This is a genomic window from Burkholderia sp. BCC1988 (assembly GCF_905339895.1).
Taxonomy (GTDB): Bacteria; Pseudomonadota; Gammaproteobacteria; order Burkholderiales; family Burkholderiaceae; genus Burkholderia.
On record NZ_CAJPHA010000009.1, the window covers coordinates 105,311 to 122,596 of the forward strand.

Sequence of the window (17,286 nt, forward strand, 5' to 3'; positions counted from 1 at the left end):
GCCTCGGAACCCATGCTATCGGCCGGGCGGCGGCGCGGCCCCACTCGCCGCGGGGGGGGATTGACGCGCGAACGCGGTTCGGCCGATCCTTCCCCCCACGCCCACCCCGGACGCCGGCCTGCACGGCAGCGCCGGATTCCGACTGCTGCCCCGATGGCCCACCCACCCGATCGCGCCGACGCGCCCCCCACCGAACTCGTGCTGAAGACGACCGCGCCGCGCGTGCCGGCGCAGTTGCTCGTGCGCGCGCGGCTGAGCCTCGCCGCGGCGGCGTTCGACGCCCGGCCCGTCACGCTCGTGCAGGCGCCGGCCGGCTACGGCAAGACCTCGCTGCTCGCGCAATGGCGGCGCGAATCGCTCGCGCTCGGCCGCGCGGTCGTGTGGCTGTCCGCCGACGAGCGCGACGACGCGCCGCGCCTGCTGCAGGGGCTCGTGCAGGCGGTGCGCACCGGTTGCGCGCGGCCCGCGTTCGGGCGCCTGATTCCGGACGGCGCGGCCCGCGCGCTGGAGGGGCTGACCGCGTGGCTGGCCGAGGTCGCGCAACTGTCGATCGACGCGCTGCTGATCGTCGACGATGCGGAGCGGCTGCCCGCCGCCGGCCTCGACGCGCTGACCTACGTGCTGCACAACGCGCCGCAGAACCTGCGGGTGGTCGTCGCGGCCCGGCGCGGGCTCGATCACGCGGCCGGCGACCTGCTCGCCGGCGGGCAATGCACGCTCGCGGGCCCCGACTGGCTGCGCTTCACGCTCGACGAGACGATCGCGCTGGTCGGCGCGCGCTTTGCGCAGCGGGTCGACGCCGACGCGTGCGCGCGGCTGTTCGAGCGCGTCGACGGCTGGCCGCTCGGGCTGCAGCTCGCGATGGCCGCGATGGCGCGCTCGGCCGATCCGCGCCAGGCCGTCGATGCGCTCGCCGCGCGCATGGACGGCACCCGCGACCGGCTCGTCGAACTGCTGCTCGCGAATTTGTCGGCCGACGACACCGCGTTCCTGACCCACACGAGCGTTGCCGACCGCCTGCATCCGTCGCTGTGCGCCGCGCTGCTCGACGACGCGGCCGCCCCCGGCCGGCTCGCACGGCTCGCGCGCGACACGCCGCTGTTCATCGCGTCCGACGCATCCGACTGGTGCCGGCTGCATCCGCTCGTGCGCGATACGCTGCGCGACCGTCTGACGACGAGCGCCGAAGCGGACCGCAGCGCGCTGCACGCACGCGCGGCCGCGTGGCTCAACGCGCACGGGATGACGGAGGAAGCGGCGCGCCACGCGTATGCGGCCGGCCAGTTCGAGACGGCATACGCGCTCGCGCAGCGCTGCCTCGAGGACGCGATCAAGCAGGGCCGCATCAACGACGTGCTCGACTGGCTCGCGCTGCTGCCCGATGCGGAACTCGACAAGCGCCCGACGCTGCGGATCGCGGTCGCGTGGGCGCTGGCGCTCGGCGAGCGCCATGTCGAGGCGCGGCGCCAGATCGCCGGCATCCTCGCCGACCCCGGCACACCGGCCGCGATGCGCTACGAATGCGCGCTGATCCTCAGTGCGGCCGCCTACTACGCGGACGAAATCGACCATTTCGTCGAGCTGTTCGAACCGTGGGCCGACTTCACGCCGCCCGCGGCGACCTGGCTCGCGCAGATGCACGCGAACCGCCTGTCGGCGCGCGCGATCATCGTCGGCGAACCGGCGCAGGCGCGCCGCTTCCAGCAGGCCGCGCCGCGCGGCGCGACCGCGGCCGGGTTCGGCTACGTCGCGCGCTGGGGCGAGCTGATCACCGGTCTTAGCTATCTGCGCGAAGGCCAGATCCGGCTCGCGGACGACGCGTTGTCGCCGGCGCTCGCGCGCGCGGAAGCGGACCTCGGCCGCCGCCATCCGCTGACCTGCATGCTCGCGGCGATGTGCGCGGCGATCGCCTGCGAAGCCGATCGCGTCGACCAGGCCGCCGCGCTGCTCGCGAACCGGCTCGACGTGCTCGAGCACGCGGGCACGCCCGACACCGTGCTGCTCGGCTACCGCACGGCCGCGCGCATCGCGCTGCTGCGCGGCGTCGAGCATCGCGCGATCGACCTGCTCGAGGCGCTCGACGCGATGGGCGTCGCGCGCCGGCTGCCGCGCCTGTCGGTCGCGAGCCTCGCCGAGCAGGTGCGCATTCACGCGGCGCGCTATCGCGAGGCGACCTGCCATGCGCTGGTCGAGCGGATCGATGCGATTGCCGCGGCCGAGTTTCCGTCGCACGGGCCGCTGTGGCGGCGCCCCGTCGTGCTGCTGCAGGCGATGGCGCACGCGGGCGCCGCGCTTGCCGCGCGCCGCTGGGACGATGCGTGCGCGGCGCTCGACGAAGCCGCCGTGCTGGCCCGCGAAATGAGCATGGGACGCGAGCGCATCGAGATCATGGCGCTCAGCGCGTTCGCGCTCGAACAGTCCGGGCACGGCGGCCGCGCGCTGCTCGACGAGGCGATGAACCTCGCGGACATGTTCGGCCTCACGCGCACGCTCGCCGACGCGCATCCGGCCGTCGCCGACTGGGCGCGCCGCATCGGCGACGAGACGGCCGCGGGCGACGGACCCGCCCGGCCCGCGCAGCCGCAGCCGCGCATCGTGCCGCCCGCGCCGCGCAGCACGGCCAGCCCGCGCGCGGTGCCGAGCGTCGTGCTGACGCCCAAGGAGCGCGCGATCCTCGAGCTGCTCGCGCGCAACCTGTCGAACAAGGAGATCGCGGTGGCGCTCGCCGTCGGCGAGGAAACCGTGAAGTGGCACCTGAAGAACCTGTTCGGCAAGCTCGACGCCAGCTCGCGCAAGCATGCGGTGCGCCGCGCGCTGGTGCTCGGGTTGCTCGAAAGCGCGCCTTGACGCGCGCGTTGCCCGCCTGCGCACGTCCGAAGCGACCTTAACTGGCCTTGAGCCGCCTCGATCGGCCTTGCCCGGCCGTTGATGACAACCGCGTTGCCCGGGTTCCCCGCCGATTCTCCGCAACCCTGCCCCCCGCGCATGGGGGGGAGCGGGCGCGCGCCGTTGCGTAGTCTTTCCGCACGGCTCGCACCGGCGTCGCACCCGGCGCCCTCCCGCCTGCCTCGATGCTTCCCCCGCTGCACCCGCCCGGGCTCGATCCCGGGCGGTCCATTACGATCTGGAGACTTCGATGAAGACGAAACTGGCCGCGCTCGCGGCGCTTGCCGGCAGTGCGGCGCTCGCGCACGCGCAATCCTCCGTCACGCTGTACGGGGTGGTCGACACGGGCCTGCTGTACCAGAGCACGTCGGCCGCGTCGTTCGGCCCGAACGCGCCGAACACCGGCAAGGTGTTCCGCATGAAGGACGGCGGCATCTATTCGAGCTTCTGGGGCATCAAGGGCAGCGAGGACATCGGCGGCGGCTACAAGGTCAACTTCAAGCTGCAGGGCTCGTTCGACAGCGGCACCGGCAGGATGCAGCTGAGCGACACGCCGGGCGCCGTCGCGATCTTCAACCAGGTTGCGTCGCTCGGCGTGTCCGGGCCGTTCGGCACCTTCACGGCCGGCCGCCAGATCGTGCCGATGATCTACGCGATGGCCGACACCGACGTGCGCAACGCGCAGTTCTTCGGCAGCGTGCTGACCGCGTGGCTCGGCCTGAACACCGCGGCCGGCTGGCCGGGGACGAGCACCAACGGCGCGATCGGCGCGCTGTACGACAGCAATGCGCTCGTCTATCAGTCGCCGACCTTCGCGGGCGCGTCGATCGCGCTCGAATACGCGCCCGGCGGCGTCGCCGGGCAGTTCCAGGGCGGCACGCGCGAATCGGTCGTGCTGCGGTATTCGAACTACGGGCTCAACGCGTCGGCCGTCTACTACAACGGCCACGACACGAATCCGGCGCCGGGTGTCGCGCCGACCGGCGTCGACAACAACCGCTTCATCTACGTCGGCGCGAAATACACGATCCGCGACTTCTCGGTGTCGGCGTCGTACGGCAACGGCAGGAATCCGTCGCATGCGGACAAGGTGAACCTCGACATGCTGTCGGCCGGCGTCGGCTATCGCTTCACGCCCGCGTTGCAGGTGACGTCGGCGGTGTATTACCTGAAGGACCGCAACCGTTCGGAAAACCGCTCGACGGCCGTCGTGCTCACGGCCGACTACAGCCTGTCGAAGCGGTCGATGGTCTATGCGCAGGTCGGCCACGTGAACAACCGCGGCACGATGAACCAGATGCTCGTGTACGGGCAGCCGGTCGCGCCCGGGGTCGGCACGACCGCGGCGATGGTCGGGCTGCGGCACAACTTCTGACGATGCAGCAGTGCGGTGTGGCACGGGTGCCGCAGCGCGCAGGGCCTGGCGCGATGTCCACAGGCACCCGTTCGCGACACGTCGATGCGTCGTCTGTTGAGGCGGCTGACCGAAACAGGCAGGCGCGCTGCGCGCGGCGGCGCACGGACACGACGCGCGGCCGCCGTCTGCAGCGATCGCGGGGATCGGCTACAGTGGGCGTCTTCGGCGCGCCCCGCCCGCCGGTCGATGCGTTCGTCCCGTTCCTGCCGCCGTGTCAGCGGCTGCCGGCGACGCGCGGCAGGCCGGCGGGGCGCGGATCCTCAACGTTGACGAACGAACCTCCATGCCCGATCTGTCCGCCTTCCCGATCACGAAAAAATGGCCGGCCCAGCATCCCGACCGTCTCCAGCTGTACTCGCTGCCGACGCCGAACGGCGTCAAGGTGTCGATCATGCTCGAGGAAACCGGGCTGCCGTACGAGCCGCACCTCGTGCGCTTCGACACGAACGACCAGCTGTCGCCCGAATTCCTGTCGCTGAACCCGAACAACAAGATCCCGGCGATCATCGATCCGAACGGCCCCGACGGCCGGCCGCTGGCGCTGTTCGAATCGGGCGCGATCCTGATCTATCTCGCGGACAAGACGGGCCAGCTGATCCCGAAGGATCCGGCGGGCCGCTACGAGACGATCCAGTGGGTGATGTTCCAGATGGGCGGCATCGGCCCGATGTTCGGGCAGGTCGGCTTCTTCCACAAGTTCGCGGGCCGCGACTACGAGGACAAGCGTCCGCGCGACCGCTACGTCGCCGAATCGAAGCGCCTGCTCGGCGTGCTCGACGCGCATCTCGCGAACCGCAAGTGGGTGATGGGCGATACGTACACGATCGCCGACATCGCGATCTTCCCGTGGGTGCGCAACCTTGTCGGCTTCTATGAAGCGGGCGACCTGGTCGGCTTCGGCGAATTCAAGCATGTCGCGCGGGCGCTCGACGCGTTCGTCGCGCGTCCGGCCGTCGCGCGCGGGCTCAACATCCCGGCACGCGGCTGAGCCGCGCGGCGGGCGCACGCGGTGCGGCCCGCCGTCTGTCCGGCCCGCCGCGGCGCGCGGCGGGCGGTTCACGCGCTGCCTTCCTTTTGCGCGTTTCCTGTCGGCGTTTCCATTTCCCGCTCGTCGCGTTCGTTCGACGTGACGATGCAGCGGCGCTACCTATCGGCCGACGCCGACGCTTCTCCTCCCAATCCCGCCAGCAGCTTTTCGAGCAACGCCGCAAGTTGCGCCTGCTCCGCCTCCGACAGCGCGGCCAGCATCGCACGCTGATTGTCGACGTGCGCGACCACCGCATCGTCGATCAGCGCGCGGCCGGCGTCGGTCAGCGCGACGAGCGTGCCGCGGCCGTCGGCCGGGTTCGGCCGGCGCTCGACCCAGCCGGCCTTCTGCAGCCGGTCGATGCGCGCGGTCATCCCGCCCGACGACATCATCAGCGCGTCGTACAGCGCGGTCGGTGTCAGCGCGAACGGCGCGCCGCTGCGCCGCAGCGTCGCCAGCACGTCGAACTCGCCCGGCTGCATCCCGTAGCGCGCGAACAGCGGATTGAGACCGTCGCGCGCGATCACGAGCGCGGCTTCCTGCAGCCGTCCCATCACGAGCATCGACGACGCATCCAGATCCGGACGCTCGACGCGCCATTGCGCGAGCGCATGCGCGGCTCGATCCATTAACCCTCCTCGGCTCACCAGTTATCTTGACGTCGAGATAAATGCGCATTTATCTTGATGTCGAGATACTTTACATGAAAATGCACGGCACGCAGGACGGAGGTGTCGTGCACCGATATCGAGGGCCACTCCATCATGAATCGCTTCACTTCCCCCGGCTGGCGGCTGGCCGCCATCGTACTGGTCGGGTTGAACCTGCGGCCCGCGCTGGCCGCGATCGGTCCGCTGCTCGACATGATCCAGCGTGCGACCGGCATCGGCGACGGCGCGGCAAGCCTGCTGACCACGATCCCGATCCTGCTGATGGGCCTGGGCGCGCTCGGCGCGCGGCGGCTGCAGCGCGTGACGGGGATCGCCGGCGGCGTGTGGCTCGGCGTCGTGCTGATCGGGCTCGCGTGCGCGTCGCGCTTCGGCGCGCAGCACGCGTGGCTGCTGCTCGCGAGCGCAGGTTGCGCGGGCATCGGGATCGCGATGGTGCAGGCGCTGCTGCCGGGGTTCGTGAAGGCGCATTTCGCGACGCGCATCGGCGGCGCGATGGGCGTCTATTCGACGTCGATCATGGGCGGCGCGGTGCTCGCGAGCGTCGTCGCGCCGTTCGCCGCGGCCCGCTGGGGCTGGCTGGTCGCGCTCGCGGGCTGGGCGCTGCCAGCCGCGGTCGCGGCGCTCGCGTGGCCGCTGGCCAGTCGTGGCGGCGACGCACCGGCGTCCGGGCCGACGGCCGCGCCGCCGATGCAGGCGCGGCCGTCGCGCTCGCCGCGGGCCTGGCGGCTCGCGATGTTCTTCGGGATCGCGACGGGTGCCTACACCCTCGTGCTCGCATGGCTGCCGCCGTACTACATGCGGCTCGGCTGGTCGCCGACGGCGGCCGGCAGCCTGCTCGGCGGCGTGACGCTCGCGGAAGTCGTCGCGGGGCTGGCGATCTCGGCGACGATCGACCGCCTGCCCGATCGCCGGCCCGCGCTGCACGCGGCGATCGCGTCGCTGTTCGCCGGATTGCTGGTGATGCTGGCCGCGCCGGACACGCTCGCGATGCCGGCCGCGCTGCTGCTTGGCGCGGGGATCGGCGCGCTGTTTCCGCTGTCGCTGATCGTCACGGTCGATCATGCGGCGACGCCGGCCGACGCGGCATCGCTGACGGGGTTCGTGCAGGGCGTCGGCTATCTGGTTGCCGGGTTGTTTCCGTTCGCGGCCGGCATCGTGCGCCAGCATCTCGCGGATCTGACGCCGGCATGGATCGCGATGGCATGCCTGTGCGTCGTGCTGTTCGCACTGGCGGCGGGCTTCGCGCCGCAGTTTGCGCGGCGTGTCGCGCGTGCGTAGCGCCGATCAGACGCGGCGCGTGAAGGCGTCGACCCGGTTCGTGGCCGGCGCGCGGTTGCCCGTTGCCGGTTCATGCGGTGCCGTTCGACGATGGGTATTGATCGGCGGCCCGGCTCGCGAGGCAACCCATTGTCGCGATGCCTCGCAACGCGAAGTGCGTTGCGTTCCGTACACGCGTCATCACCCCCCGCTCGCGTACAGCGTCGAATCCGCGAACCCTTCCGCGTCGAGCACGCGCCCGATCAGGATCAGCGCGGTGCGTTCGATCTGCGTGCCCTGCACCTTGCCGACGATGTCGGCCAGCGTGCCGGTCACGCGCTCCTCGTCGGGCCAGCTCGCGCGGTAGATCACCGCGACCGGGCACGCGGGCCCGTAATGCGGCAGCACTTCGTCGACGATCCGCGCGAGATGCCGCACGCCGAGGTGAATCGCGAGCGTCGCGCGATGCGCGGCGAGCGCGCCGAGCGCTTCGCCTTCCGGCATCGTCGTCTTGCCCGCGAAGCGCGTGAGGATCACCGTCTGTGCGACACCGGGCAGCGTCAGCTCGACCCCGAGCGTCGCCGCGCAGGCGGCCGTGGCCGTCACGCCCGGCACGATTTCATAGGGAATCCCGAGCGCTTTCAGCCGGCGGATCTGTTCGCCGATCGCACCGTACAGCGACGGATCGCCCGAATGCACGCGCGCGACGTCCTGCCCTTTCGCATGCGCGTCGGCGAGCAGCGCGACGATTGCGTCGAGGTCGAGCTCGGCGGTATTGACGACCCGTTCCGCACGATGGCCGTCAAGCACGGCCGGCGGCACGAGCGACCCTGCATACAGGATCACCGGGCACGTGCGCACGAGGCGCTGGCCCTTTACCGTGATCAGCTCCGGGTCGCCGGGGCCCGCGCCGATGAAATACACCGTCATCGAAAAATCTCCGTCAATTCATGGGTCAGCCGGGTCGCGTGGCATCAAGCACGCGCGGCCGGGTCGAGCGCATCGAGCAGCGCGGCGGCCGAGTCGAACGCGCGGTCGGCGTCGGGCAGCGGCGGCCGGCGCAGCATCACGACCGGCAGCCGGCGTTCGCGCGCGACGTCGAGCTTGGCTTCGGTCGCGGCGCCGCCGCTGTTCTTGCTGACGACGACGTCGATGCCCGCGAGCGCGAACAGCGCGCGTTCATTCTCGAGCGTGAACGGCCCGCGCGCGGCGACGATCTGCACGCGCGCGTTGCCGGGATGCGCATCGAGGCAGCGCACCAGCCAGAACTGGTGCGGCGGGATCGCGTCGAGATGCGCGAGCGGTTCGCGGCCGAGCGTGAACAGCGGCCGCCGGAACGGCGCGAGCGCGGCCTCGATGCCGGCCCAGTCGTCGACCATCCGCCAGTCGTCGCCGGGTTGCGGCGCCCACGGCGCGCGGCGCAGCGCCCACAGCGGCACGCCCGCGTCGCGCGCGGCGGCCGCCGCGTTCGCACTGATGCGCGCGGCATACGGATGCGTGGCGTCGATCACGAGGCCGATGCCGGCACCGCGCAGATACGCGGCGAGCCCGGCCGCCCCGCCGAAGCCGCCGACGCGCACGTCGCAGCGCAGGTCGTCGGGCACCTTGCCGAGACCCGCGAGGCTATACACGTGCCGCGGACCGAGCGCGCGTGCGATCTTCAGCGCGTCGCCGGTGCCGCCGAGCAGCAGGATGCGCGCGCTCATCGTGCGATCCCGACGAAGCGGCCCTGCCGGTCGATCGCGAACATCTCGACGGCGACCGATGGCGGCACGATGTCGCGCGCGACCCGCAGCGCGTGCGCGCAGACGAGGTCGCCGAGCGGCACGCCTTCGGCCTGCGTGAGCTTCAGCGCTTCCTGGCTGGTGTTCGCCGCGCGCATCGCGGCCTGCAGCGCGTCGTTCGCGCCCGCCTCGGCCGCCCACTGCGCGAGCAGCGGCAGATCGATGCTCGAATGGCGGCTGTGCAGGTCGAGATGGCCGGCCGCGAGCTTGCTGAGCTTGCCGAAGCCGCCGCACATCGACAGGCGCGCGACCGGCGCGCGGCGCAGGTGCTTGAGCACCGCGCCGGCGAAATCGCCCATTTCGATCAGTGCCATGTCGGGCAGGCCGTAGTGCGCGCGCATCGCATCCTCGCTCGCGTTGCCGGTGCACGCGGCGATGTGCGCGATCCCGTTCGCGCGCGCGACGTCGATGCCCTGATGGATCGACGCGATGTACGCCGAGCACGAGAACGGCCGCACGATGCCGGTCGTGCCGAGAATCGACAAGCCGCCGACGATGCCCAGCCGCGGGTTCATCGTCTTCAGCGCGAGCGCCTCGCCGCCCTCGACACCGATCGTCACGTCAAAGCCGCCCGTGTAGCCGTATTCGGCCGCGAGCGCGTCGAGGTGCGCGGTCATCATCTGGCGCGGCACCGGATTGATCGCCGGTTCGCCGACCGGCAGCGTGAGCCCCGCGCGCGTGACGGTGCCGACCCCCGGCCCCGCGTGAAAACGCACGCCGGGCGCGGCGGCGAGCGCGACCCGCGCGAAGATCAGCGCGCCGTGCGTGACGTCCGGATCGTCGCCGGCATCCTTGATCGTGCCGGCTTCCGCGCCGTCGGCCGTGGCCCGGCAGAACGCGAGCCGCATCATCACGCGCTGCCCCTTCGGCAGCACGATCTCGACCGCATCGTCCGCGCGGCCCGCGAGCAGCACGCGTGCGGCGGCAAGCGACGTCGCGGTCGCGCAGCTGCCGGTCGTGTAGCCGAACCGCAGCGGTGCCGGTTGTTCGGGGGTCTCGTCGCGCATCAGGCAGGGTCCGCGAGGTCGGTCGCCGTGGAAGCGGGCTTGTGCACGTCGTACAGCGTGACGGGCAACGGCTGCCGCCACGTGTCGAAGCGGCCGAGCGGCTCGGCGTGCGCGAGCGATACGCGCGTGAGCGTGCCGCCGTGCGCGTCGCGCCACGCGGCGAGCGCCAGCTCGCCCTGCAGCGTGACCGCGTTCGCGACGAGCCGGCCGCCGGGCTTCAGTGCCGACCAGCACGCGTCGAGCACGCCGGGCACGGTCGCGCCGCCGCCGATGAAGATCGCATCGGGCGCGGCGAGCCCCGCGAGCGCATCGGGCGCGCGCCCGGCCACGAGTTGCAGGCCCGGTACGCCGAGCGCGTCGCGGTTGTGCTCGATGAAGCGCTGCCGCTCCGCATGCGACTCGATCGCGATCGCCTGGCACGACGGATGCGCGCGCATCCACTCGATGCCGATCGAGCCGCTGCCTGCGCCGACGTCCCACAACAGTTCGCCGGGGGCAGGCGCGAGGCGTCCGAGCGTCAGCGCGCGCATGTCGCGCTTGGTGAGCTGGCCGTCGTGGCGGTACGCGTCGTCGGGCAGGCCGGGCGTGAGTGCGCGGCGCGGCGCATCGGGGCCGGCCTGGCAGTCGAGCGCGACGAGATTGAGCGCGGCGGTTTCGTCGATGTGCCAGTCTTGCGCGAGCCCGTCGATGCGCCGCTCGAGCGGGCCGCCGAGGTGCTCGAACACGCTGATGCGCGTCGGGCCGAAGCCGCGCGCGGCGAGTTCGGCGGCGACCGTGGCCGGCGTGCGGCCGTCGGCGCTCAGCACGAACAGGCGCCGGCCCGGCAGCAGGTGACGCGCCAGCGTCGCGAGCGGCCGGCCGACGAGCGACACCGCGCCGACGTCCTGCAACGCCCAGCCGAGCCGCGCGGCCGCCAGCGACAGCGACGACGGTGCGGGCAGCACGCGCCATTCGTCGGGGGACAGTTCGCGCGCGAGCGTCGCGCCGACGCCGAACAGCATCGGGTCGCCGCTCGCCAGCACGCAGACGGGTGAACCGCGCTGCGCGAGCAGGCCCGACAGGTCGAACGGCGACGGCCATGCGGCGCGTTCGGCCGGCAGCCGCGCGGGCAGCATGTCGAGGTGCCGCTTCGCGCCGACGACCCGCTTCGCCTCGAGCAGCGCGCGCCGCGCGCCGCGCCCGAGCCCCGCGTAGCCGTCGTCGCCGATGCCCACTACCGTCAGCCACGCCGTCATGCACCCTTCCCCTTCGTCCGATTCCATCGAGTCGCCGCACGGCGGCCGTGAAGGCGCCGGTGCGGCCGTCCGCATTGCGAAAGTCGGCATGGTACCGTGTTCCACCGCGCGTTTCATCTGCGAGCCCGCCGACGCCGGGCCGCGTTTCGCGTCGGCCACGGCGCCTGCCCGACGGTCGCCTGGGGGGCCCGAAACGCCGGTGAAATCGGGTATCCTACGGCCGTTCGTTCGCCGGTGCCCTTCGGGGCCGAAGAGGGAACACAGGGCGCGCCTCGCGCCGCTGTGGCTGCCCCCGCAACTGTAGACAGCGAGCCGATCTCCCCCCTCATGCCACTGGTTTCACCGGGAAGGCCGGGAGCCGGCGCCGACCTGTCAGCCAGGAGACCTGCCGGCCTGAAAGTGCGTGCGTGCCAGTCGGCGTCGGGCGGGGTGTACCGATGCGTTGGCCGCGGCGCGACACTGTCCCGGTATCCCGTTGAGATCCGCCCCCGATTCGAATCCTGCTTCGCCCGTCGTGCGCCCTTCGGCTTGCCCGGGGCTCGTGCGCGTCGTCGCGGCCGCCGACGGCGGGCTGTGCCGGATCAAGCTGCCGGGCGGCCGGTTCGACACGCGGCAGGCGCGCGCGATCGCCGCCGTCGCGCGTGCCTGCGGCTCCGGCGCGATCGACGCGACCAATCGCGCGAATCTCCAGCTGCGCGGCATTCGCGACGGCACGGCCGATACGCTGGTCGACGCGTTGCTCGACGCGGGCCTGGGCCCACGCATCAACGCGGGCGAGGCCGCTGACGACCGCGCCGCGCTTGCCGCAAGCGACGACGTCCGCAACCTGATGCTCAGCCCGCTTGCGGGGCGCGATCCCGACGCGCTGCTCGACAGCCGCACACTCGCGCTTGCGCTGCTCGACATGCTGACGCACGAGCCGCGCCGCGGCGAACTGTCGCCGAAATTCTCGATCCAGCTCGACGGCGGCGAATCGGTCGCGGCGCTCGATCATCCGCACGACATCTGGCTCGCCGCGTGGCGTCGCGGCGACGGCGCGGTCCGCATCGCCGCGGGCCTGGCCGGCTGTCCGCCGGTCGCGCCCGGCGATCCGCCCGCCGCGTTCGACGTGGCGCCGGACCAGGCCGTCGCGCTCGTGCGCGCGTTGCTGCTGGCGTTCCTCGATCTCGCGCCGGCCGACGTCACGCGGATGCGTGCGTGGCTCGCGACCGGCGGCGCACGCGCGTTGCGCGAGCGTGCGCAGCATTACGTACCGTTCCCGCTCGAAGCCGATCCGGCACTGGCCGGCTGGCGGCGCACGCAAGCGGATGCCGCGCTGCGTTTCGGCGCACGGCCGTCGCGCGACGCGGATCGCTGCAGCGTCGGCGCGCAGTTCGTGCTCGGCCGGCTCGACGCGTCGCAACTGGAACGGCTCGCGGCACTGGCCGACGCCGACGGCGACGGCACGCTGTCGATGACGCCGTGGCAAGGCGTGTTCGTGCACGGCGTGCGGCACGAACGTGCGCCGGCCGTGCTCGACGCGCTCGCGTCGCTCGGGCTCGTGTGCACGACATCCGACCCGCTGGCGGCGCTGGTCGCCTGCACCGGCAGCGCGGGCTGCGCGAAGTCGCGCGCCGATACGAAACGCGATGCGCTCGCGCTGGCCGCGCGCGTCGGCCATCCGGTCGACGTGCACCTGACCGGCTGCGAGCGCCACTGTGCGCTGCCGCACCCCGCGACGCATACGCTCGTCGCGGTCGCGCCCGCGCGCTACGACCTTTACCGGCGCGACGCCGCCGCGGGCCTCGGCGCCCCGCTCGCGCGCCATCTGACGATTGACCAGGCCGCGGCCCGACTGACGGGCGCGCGCCACAGCCAGGACACCACCGATGCTTGACTACATTCGCGACGGGCAGGAAATCTACCGCCAGTCGTTCGCGACGATCCGCGCCGAGGCCGACCTGTCGCAGGTTCCGCCCGATCTCGAGAAACTCGCGGTGCGCGTGATCCACGCGTGCGGGATGGTCGATGTCACCTACGACCTGCGCTTCTCGGCCGGCGCCGGCACGGCGGGCCGTATGGCGCTCGCGGCCGGCGCGCCGATCCTGTGCGACGCGAAGATGGTTGCCGAAGGCATCACGCGCGCGCGGCTGCCGGCCGGCAATCGCGTGATCTGCACGCTCGGCGAACCGGAAGTGCCCGACCTCGCGCGGCATCTCGGCAACACACGCTCGGCCGCGGCGCTCGAACTGTGGCGCCCGCATCTGGCCGGCAGCGTCGTCGTGATCGGCAATGCGCCGACCGCGCTGTTCCACCTGCTCGACATGATCGACGCCGGTGCGCCGCGCCCAGCGCTGATCCTCGGCTTTCCGGTCGGCTTCATCGGCGCGGCCGAATCGAAGGCGGCGCTCGACGCCGACAGCCGCGGCGTGCCGTACGTCGCGCTGCTCGGCCGGCGCGGCGGCAGCGCGATGGCGGCTGCCGCGGTCAACGCACTCGCGACGGAGGCCGAATGACGGCCCCGCGCGGACGCCTGTTCGGGGTCGGCGTCGGCCCCGGCGATCCTGAACTGATGACGATCAAGGCGCTGCGCGTGCTGCAGGCCGCGCCGGTGGTCGCGTATTTCGTCGCGAAGGGCAAGAAGGGCAATGCGTACGGAATCGTCGAGGCGCACCTGCGCGACGCGCAGACGCAATTGCCGCTCGTCTATCCGGTGACGACCGAGGCGCTGGCGCCGCCGCTTTGCTACGAGACCGTGATCGCCGACTTCTACGACACGGCGGCCGAGATCGTCGCGTCGCATCTCGACGCCGGGCGCGACGTCGCGGTGATCTGCGAAGGCGACCCGTTCTTCTACGGGTCGTACATGTACCTGCACGATCGCCTCGCGCCGCGCTACGACACCGAAGTGATCCCGGGCGTGTGCGCGATGCTCGGCGGCACGGCCGTGCTCGGCCAGCCGCTCGTCTATCGCAACCAGAGCCTGTCGGTGCTGTCCGGCGTGCTGCCGGAGGACGAATTGCGCGCGCGGCTCGCGCAGGCCGACGCGGCCGTCGTGATGAAGCTCGGCCGCAACTTCGACAAGGTGCGGCGCGTGCTCGACGAACTGGGGCTCGCGAAGCGCGCGCTGTACGTCGAGCGCGCGACGATGGCGGCCCAGCGCATCGTGCCGCTCGACGAAGTCGATCCGATGGCGTCGCCGTATTTCTCGCTGCTCGTCGTCCCGGGGGAAAAATGGCAAGGATGACGACCCCGCCCGCGATCGTGATTCTCGGCGCGGGCGCGCTCGATACCGCGCGGCGCATCCAGGCGCGTTATCCGGGCGCCGCCGTGCACGGGCTCGCGTCGCGCGTCGAGGCCGACGTGCCGTTCGACGAACTCGGCGCGCACCTGCGCGAACTCTACGCGCGCGGCTTGCCGATCGTCGCGCTGTGCGCGGCCGGCATCGTGATCCGTTGCGTCGCGCCGGCACTCGCCGACAAGGGTGTCGAACCGCCGGTGCTCGCGGTCGCGGAAGACGGTTCGGCCGTCGTGCCGCTGCTCGGCGGGCTGACGGGCGTCAACGTGATCGCGCGCGAAATCGCCGAATGCCTCGGCGTCGCGCCCGCGATCACCACGAGCGGCGAGCTGCGCTTCGGCGCATGCGTGCTCAACCCGCCAGACGGCTATGCGCTCGCCGATCTCCAGCAAGGCAAGCGCTTCGTGTCCGACCTGCTCGCGGGCGCGGCCACGCGCGTCGACGGCGCGGCGCCGTGGCTCGACGACGTCGCGCTGCCGCGCGACGACGCGGCCGCGCATGCGATCCGCGTGACGCCCGATGCGTGGCGCGGCGCGCGCGACGAACTCGTGATCCATCCGCGCAGCGTGGTGGTCGGCGTCGATACGCGCGGCGTGCGGGCCGATGCGGCGCCGTCGCTTGCCGAACGCATCGACGCGCTGCTCGACGCGCACGGCCTCGCGCGGCTGGCGCTTGCCGCGCTCGTCGCACCGGCGACGTTGCTCGGCGATGCACGGGTCGAAGCCGCCGCACGGACGCTGGACGTGCCGCTGCGCTTTGCCGATGTCGAAGGCGATGGTGATAGCGATGGCGATGGCGATAAGGCCCGCGCTGGCAACACCGCTGCCGCCACCCTGCTCGCCCGCACGTTGCGCGTCGCGCATACGCTGCGCGCAGCGACCGATGGCCTCGCGTGCGCGGTCGCGGCGCAACCGGTCGATCCCGCCACGCTCGGCCGTGCACGCGGCCGCCTGACGGTGCTCGGCCTCGGCCCGGGCGACGCCGCATGGCTCACGCCCGCGGCGCGCAGTGCGCTCGCGGACGCCACCGATATCCTCGGCTATACGACCTACGTGACGATGGCCGGCCCGTTCCGCGCGGAGCAGCGCGTGCACGGCACCGACAATCGCGAGGAAATGCAGCGCGCGCGTCATGCGTTCGAATTGGCGGCCGAGGGCCGGCGCGTCGCGGTCGTGTCGTCGGGCGATCCCGGCGTGTTCGCGATGGCCGCGGCCGTGCTCGAAGCCCTCGACGAAGCGCGCGATCCGCGCTGGGCCGCGGTCGAACTGCGCATCGAACCCGGCGTATCGGCATCGCTCGCGACCGCCGCGCAGGCCGGCGCGCCGCTCGGCCATGATTTCTGCGCGATCTCGCTGTCGGACAACCTGAAGCCGTGGGACGTGATCGAGACGCGCCTGCGGCATGCGGCCCAGGCCGATCTCGTGATGGCGTTCTACAACCCGATCTCGCGTGCGCGGCCGTGGCAGCTCGATCGTGCGCTCGATGCGGTGCGTGCGCACCGCGCGGCCGATACGGTCGTCGTGCTCGGCCGCGACATCGGCCGGCCCGGCGCGACGCTCGCGACGACGACGCTCGGCGCGCTGCGCAGCGATCAGGTCGACATGCGCACGATGGTGATCGTCGGTTCGTCGACGACGCGGCGTTTCGCGATCGGCGACGGGCGTGAGTGGGTGTATACGCCGCGCTGGTATCGCTGAACTTTGATGCGGATTGAGCCACAGTCCAGCCTTGCTGGCCGGGGCGGTGGCGTGGTTCGGGCGTCGAGCTGCCCGGATATCGCGCAGCAGCCGTACGCGTTCGCAGCGACCTTCGGGAAGCTCGACGGCGAGCGGCGTACCGGCATGTGATGCGATGCGGCCGTTCCCGGTCGCTATCCTGCATCGCGGTGAACGGGACGCGAAGCGAAGCAACCACTCCGCCCCGCTTCGCGGCCTTTGCTAGCCGCGCCCCTGCTCGGCCAGCAGCCGCGCCTTCGCATCGACCAGCAGCGCTGCATGCGTGTCGCGATGCTGGCGGATCCGCTCGGTCGGCCCGACGACCGACAGCCCGTACCAGTCGCCGTCGAGCGTCAGCGCGACCGCGATCGCCGACAGCTCGGGCGCGCTCTCGCCGAAGTTCTCGGCCCAGCCGAGTTCGCGAAACCGCGCGGTTTGCGCGACGAGCGCCGGCAGGTCGGCCACCGTCGCATCGGTGAAGCGCTCGAACGACAACTGTGCGCCGAGCGCCTGCTGCGCATCGCTCGCGAGTTCCGCGAAGATCGCCTTGCCGATCGAGTTCGCATGCAGCGGGCGCAGTTCGCCCGGCTGGCGCGTATAGCGGATCGCCTGCTCCGACTCGACGACGTCGAGATACGTGACCGACGCGCCCTGGATCTTGCCGAGCACGGCCGTCTCGCGGCTCGCGTCGCGCAGCGCGACGAGATGCGGATGCACGATGTCGACGACGGGATCGGTCGCGTCGATCGCGGCGGCGATCGTCTGCAGGCGCCGCGTCGGATAGTAGCCGCCGCGCTTGCGCACCTCGTACAGATAGCCGCGGCTCACGAGCGTGCGCGCCATCGCCAGGCAGCTCGACGCCGGCACGTTGAGCAGGCGCGCGAGTTCGGTGAGCGGCAGCGGCCGCCGTTCGGCGGCGAACAGCTCGAAGAGATCGAGCGTGCGGGCAACGAGTTTGACGTCCATGACGAGCGCTTGATTCGGAACGGGAAACGCGCGCCGGGCGAGCC

The 17,286-nt window shown here is 72.2% G+C and carries 14 protein-coding genes and 1 riboswitch; of the genes, 8 read left to right on the plus strand and 6 right to left on the minus strand.

Annotated features, from left to right (window positions below; genetic code table 11):
* Positions 1–153: 153 nt before the first annotated feature.
* The 3 genes from U4012_RS15015 (at position 154) to U4012_RS15025 (ending at position 5,291) form a co-directional block, all read left to right on the plus strand.
* Positions 154–2,847, plus strand: a complete 2,694-nt coding sequence (locus U4012_RS15015; protein WP_321799567.1) for a LuxR C-terminal-related transcriptional regulator — start codon at positions 154–156, stop codon at positions 2,845–2,847.
* 289 nt (positions 2,848–3,136) lie between these two features.
* Complete coding sequence (locus U4012_RS15020) at positions 3,137–4,261, plus strand: porin (RefSeq protein WP_044843540.1); 1,125 nt, start codon at positions 3,137–3,139, stop codon at positions 4,259–4,261.
* Positions 4,262–4,586: 325 nt separating this feature from the next.
* Positions 4,587–5,291 carry a glutathione S-transferase N-terminal domain-containing protein gene (locus tag U4012_RS15025; protein ID WP_044843541.1) on the plus strand — a complete coding sequence of 235 codons (705 nt, stop codon included), beginning with the start codon at positions 4,587–4,589 and terminating at the stop codon, positions 5,289–5,291.
* Between the two features lie 155 nt (positions 5,292–5,446).
* Here the strand turns inward: U4012_RS15025 and U4012_RS15030 are convergent, their stop codons facing one another.
* Positions 5,447–5,959: a MarR family transcriptional regulator gene (locus tag U4012_RS15030; protein WP_321799570.1), complete on the minus strand. Its 513-nt coding sequence runs from the start codon at positions 5,957–5,959 to the stop codon at positions 5,447–5,449.
* Positions 5,960–6,094: 135 nt separating this feature from the next.
* Here U4012_RS15030 and U4012_RS15035 point away from each other — a divergent pair, with 135 nt between their 5' ends.
* Positions 6,095–7,279 carry an MFS transporter gene (locus U4012_RS15035; protein ID WP_321799572.1) on the plus strand — a complete coding sequence of 395 codons (1,185 nt, stop codon included), beginning with the start codon at positions 6,095–6,097 and terminating at the stop codon, positions 7,277–7,279.
* Between the two features lie 180 nt (positions 7,280–7,459).
* On the opposite strand, the gene cobM is transcribed toward U4012_RS15035, so the two are convergent.
* The 4 genes from cobM to U4012_RS15055 are packed head-to-tail and all read right to left on the minus strand — an operon-like array spanning position 7,460 to position 11,284.
* Positions 7,460–8,188, minus strand: coding sequence for a precorrin-4 C(11)-methyltransferase (gene cobM / locus U4012_RS15040; protein ID WP_124485487.1), 729 nt, complete (start codon positions 8,186–8,188; stop codon positions 7,460–7,462).
* A 44-nt stretch (positions 8,189–8,232) separates the two neighbouring features.
* Positions 8,233–8,964, minus strand: a complete 732-nt coding sequence (locus tag U4012_RS15045) for a cobalt-precorrin-6A reductase (RefSeq protein WP_321799575.1) — start codon at positions 8,962–8,964, stop codon at positions 8,233–8,235.
* Positions 8,961–10,049 carry a cobalt-precorrin-5B (C(1))-methyltransferase gene (locus tag U4012_RS15050; RefSeq protein ID WP_321799577.1) on the minus strand — a complete coding sequence of 363 codons (1,089 nt, stop codon included), beginning with the start codon at positions 10,047–10,049 and terminating at the stop codon, positions 8,961–8,963. The genes U4012_RS15045 and U4012_RS15050 overlap by 4 nt, the downstream gene beginning before the upstream one ends.
* Positions 10,049–11,284: a bifunctional cobalt-precorrin-7 (C(5))-methyltransferase/cobalt-precorrin-6B (C(15))-methyltransferase gene (locus tag U4012_RS15055; RefSeq protein WP_044843625.1), complete on the minus strand. Its 1,236-nt coding sequence runs from the start codon at positions 11,282–11,284 to the stop codon at positions 10,049–10,051. Before U4012_RS15055 ends, U4012_RS15050 begins: the two co-directional genes overlap by 1 nt.
* A 215-nt stretch (positions 11,285–11,499) precedes the next feature.
* Positions 11,500–11,692, plus strand: a riboswitch (cobalamin riboswitch).
* A 106-nt stretch (positions 11,693–11,798) separates the two neighbouring features.
* On the opposite strand from U4012_RS15055, the gene cobG reads away from it, so the two are divergent.
* Genes cobG through cobJ form a run of 4 tightly spaced genes read left to right on the plus strand, consistent with a single transcriptional unit; the run spans position 11,799 to position 16,258 of the window.
* Positions 11,799–13,160 (plus strand): precorrin-3B synthase, encoded by a 1,362-nt coding sequence (cobG, locus tag U4012_RS15060; RefSeq protein WP_321799802.1) that lies wholly within the window; start codon positions 11,799–11,801, stop codon positions 13,158–13,160.
* Positions 13,153–13,779, plus strand: a complete 627-nt coding sequence (locus U4012_RS15065) for a precorrin-8X methylmutase (RefSeq protein ID WP_044843547.1) — start codon at positions 13,153–13,155, stop codon at positions 13,777–13,779. Before cobG ends, U4012_RS15065 begins: the two co-directional genes overlap by 8 nt.
* Positions 13,776–14,510 carry a precorrin-2 C(20)-methyltransferase gene (locus U4012_RS15070; protein ID WP_044843548.1) on the plus strand — a complete coding sequence of 245 codons (735 nt, stop codon included), beginning with the start codon at positions 13,776–13,778 and terminating at the stop codon, positions 14,508–14,510. The genes U4012_RS15065 and U4012_RS15070 overlap by 4 nt, the downstream gene beginning before the upstream one ends.
* Positions 14,507–16,258, plus strand: a complete 1,752-nt coding sequence (cobJ, locus tag U4012_RS15075; RefSeq protein WP_321799581.1) for a precorrin-3B C(17)-methyltransferase — start codon at positions 14,507–14,509, stop codon at positions 16,256–16,258. Before U4012_RS15070 ends, cobJ begins: the two co-directional genes overlap by 4 nt.
* Before the next feature lie 240 nt (positions 16,259–16,498).
* Here the strand turns inward: cobJ and U4012_RS15080 are convergent, their stop codons facing one another.
* A complete protein-coding gene (locus tag U4012_RS15080; protein ID WP_124485494.1) occupies positions 16,499–17,242 on the minus strand; it encodes an IclR family transcriptional regulator in 744 nt (247 codons plus the stop codon).
* Positions 17,243–17,286: the final 44 nt, after the last annotated feature.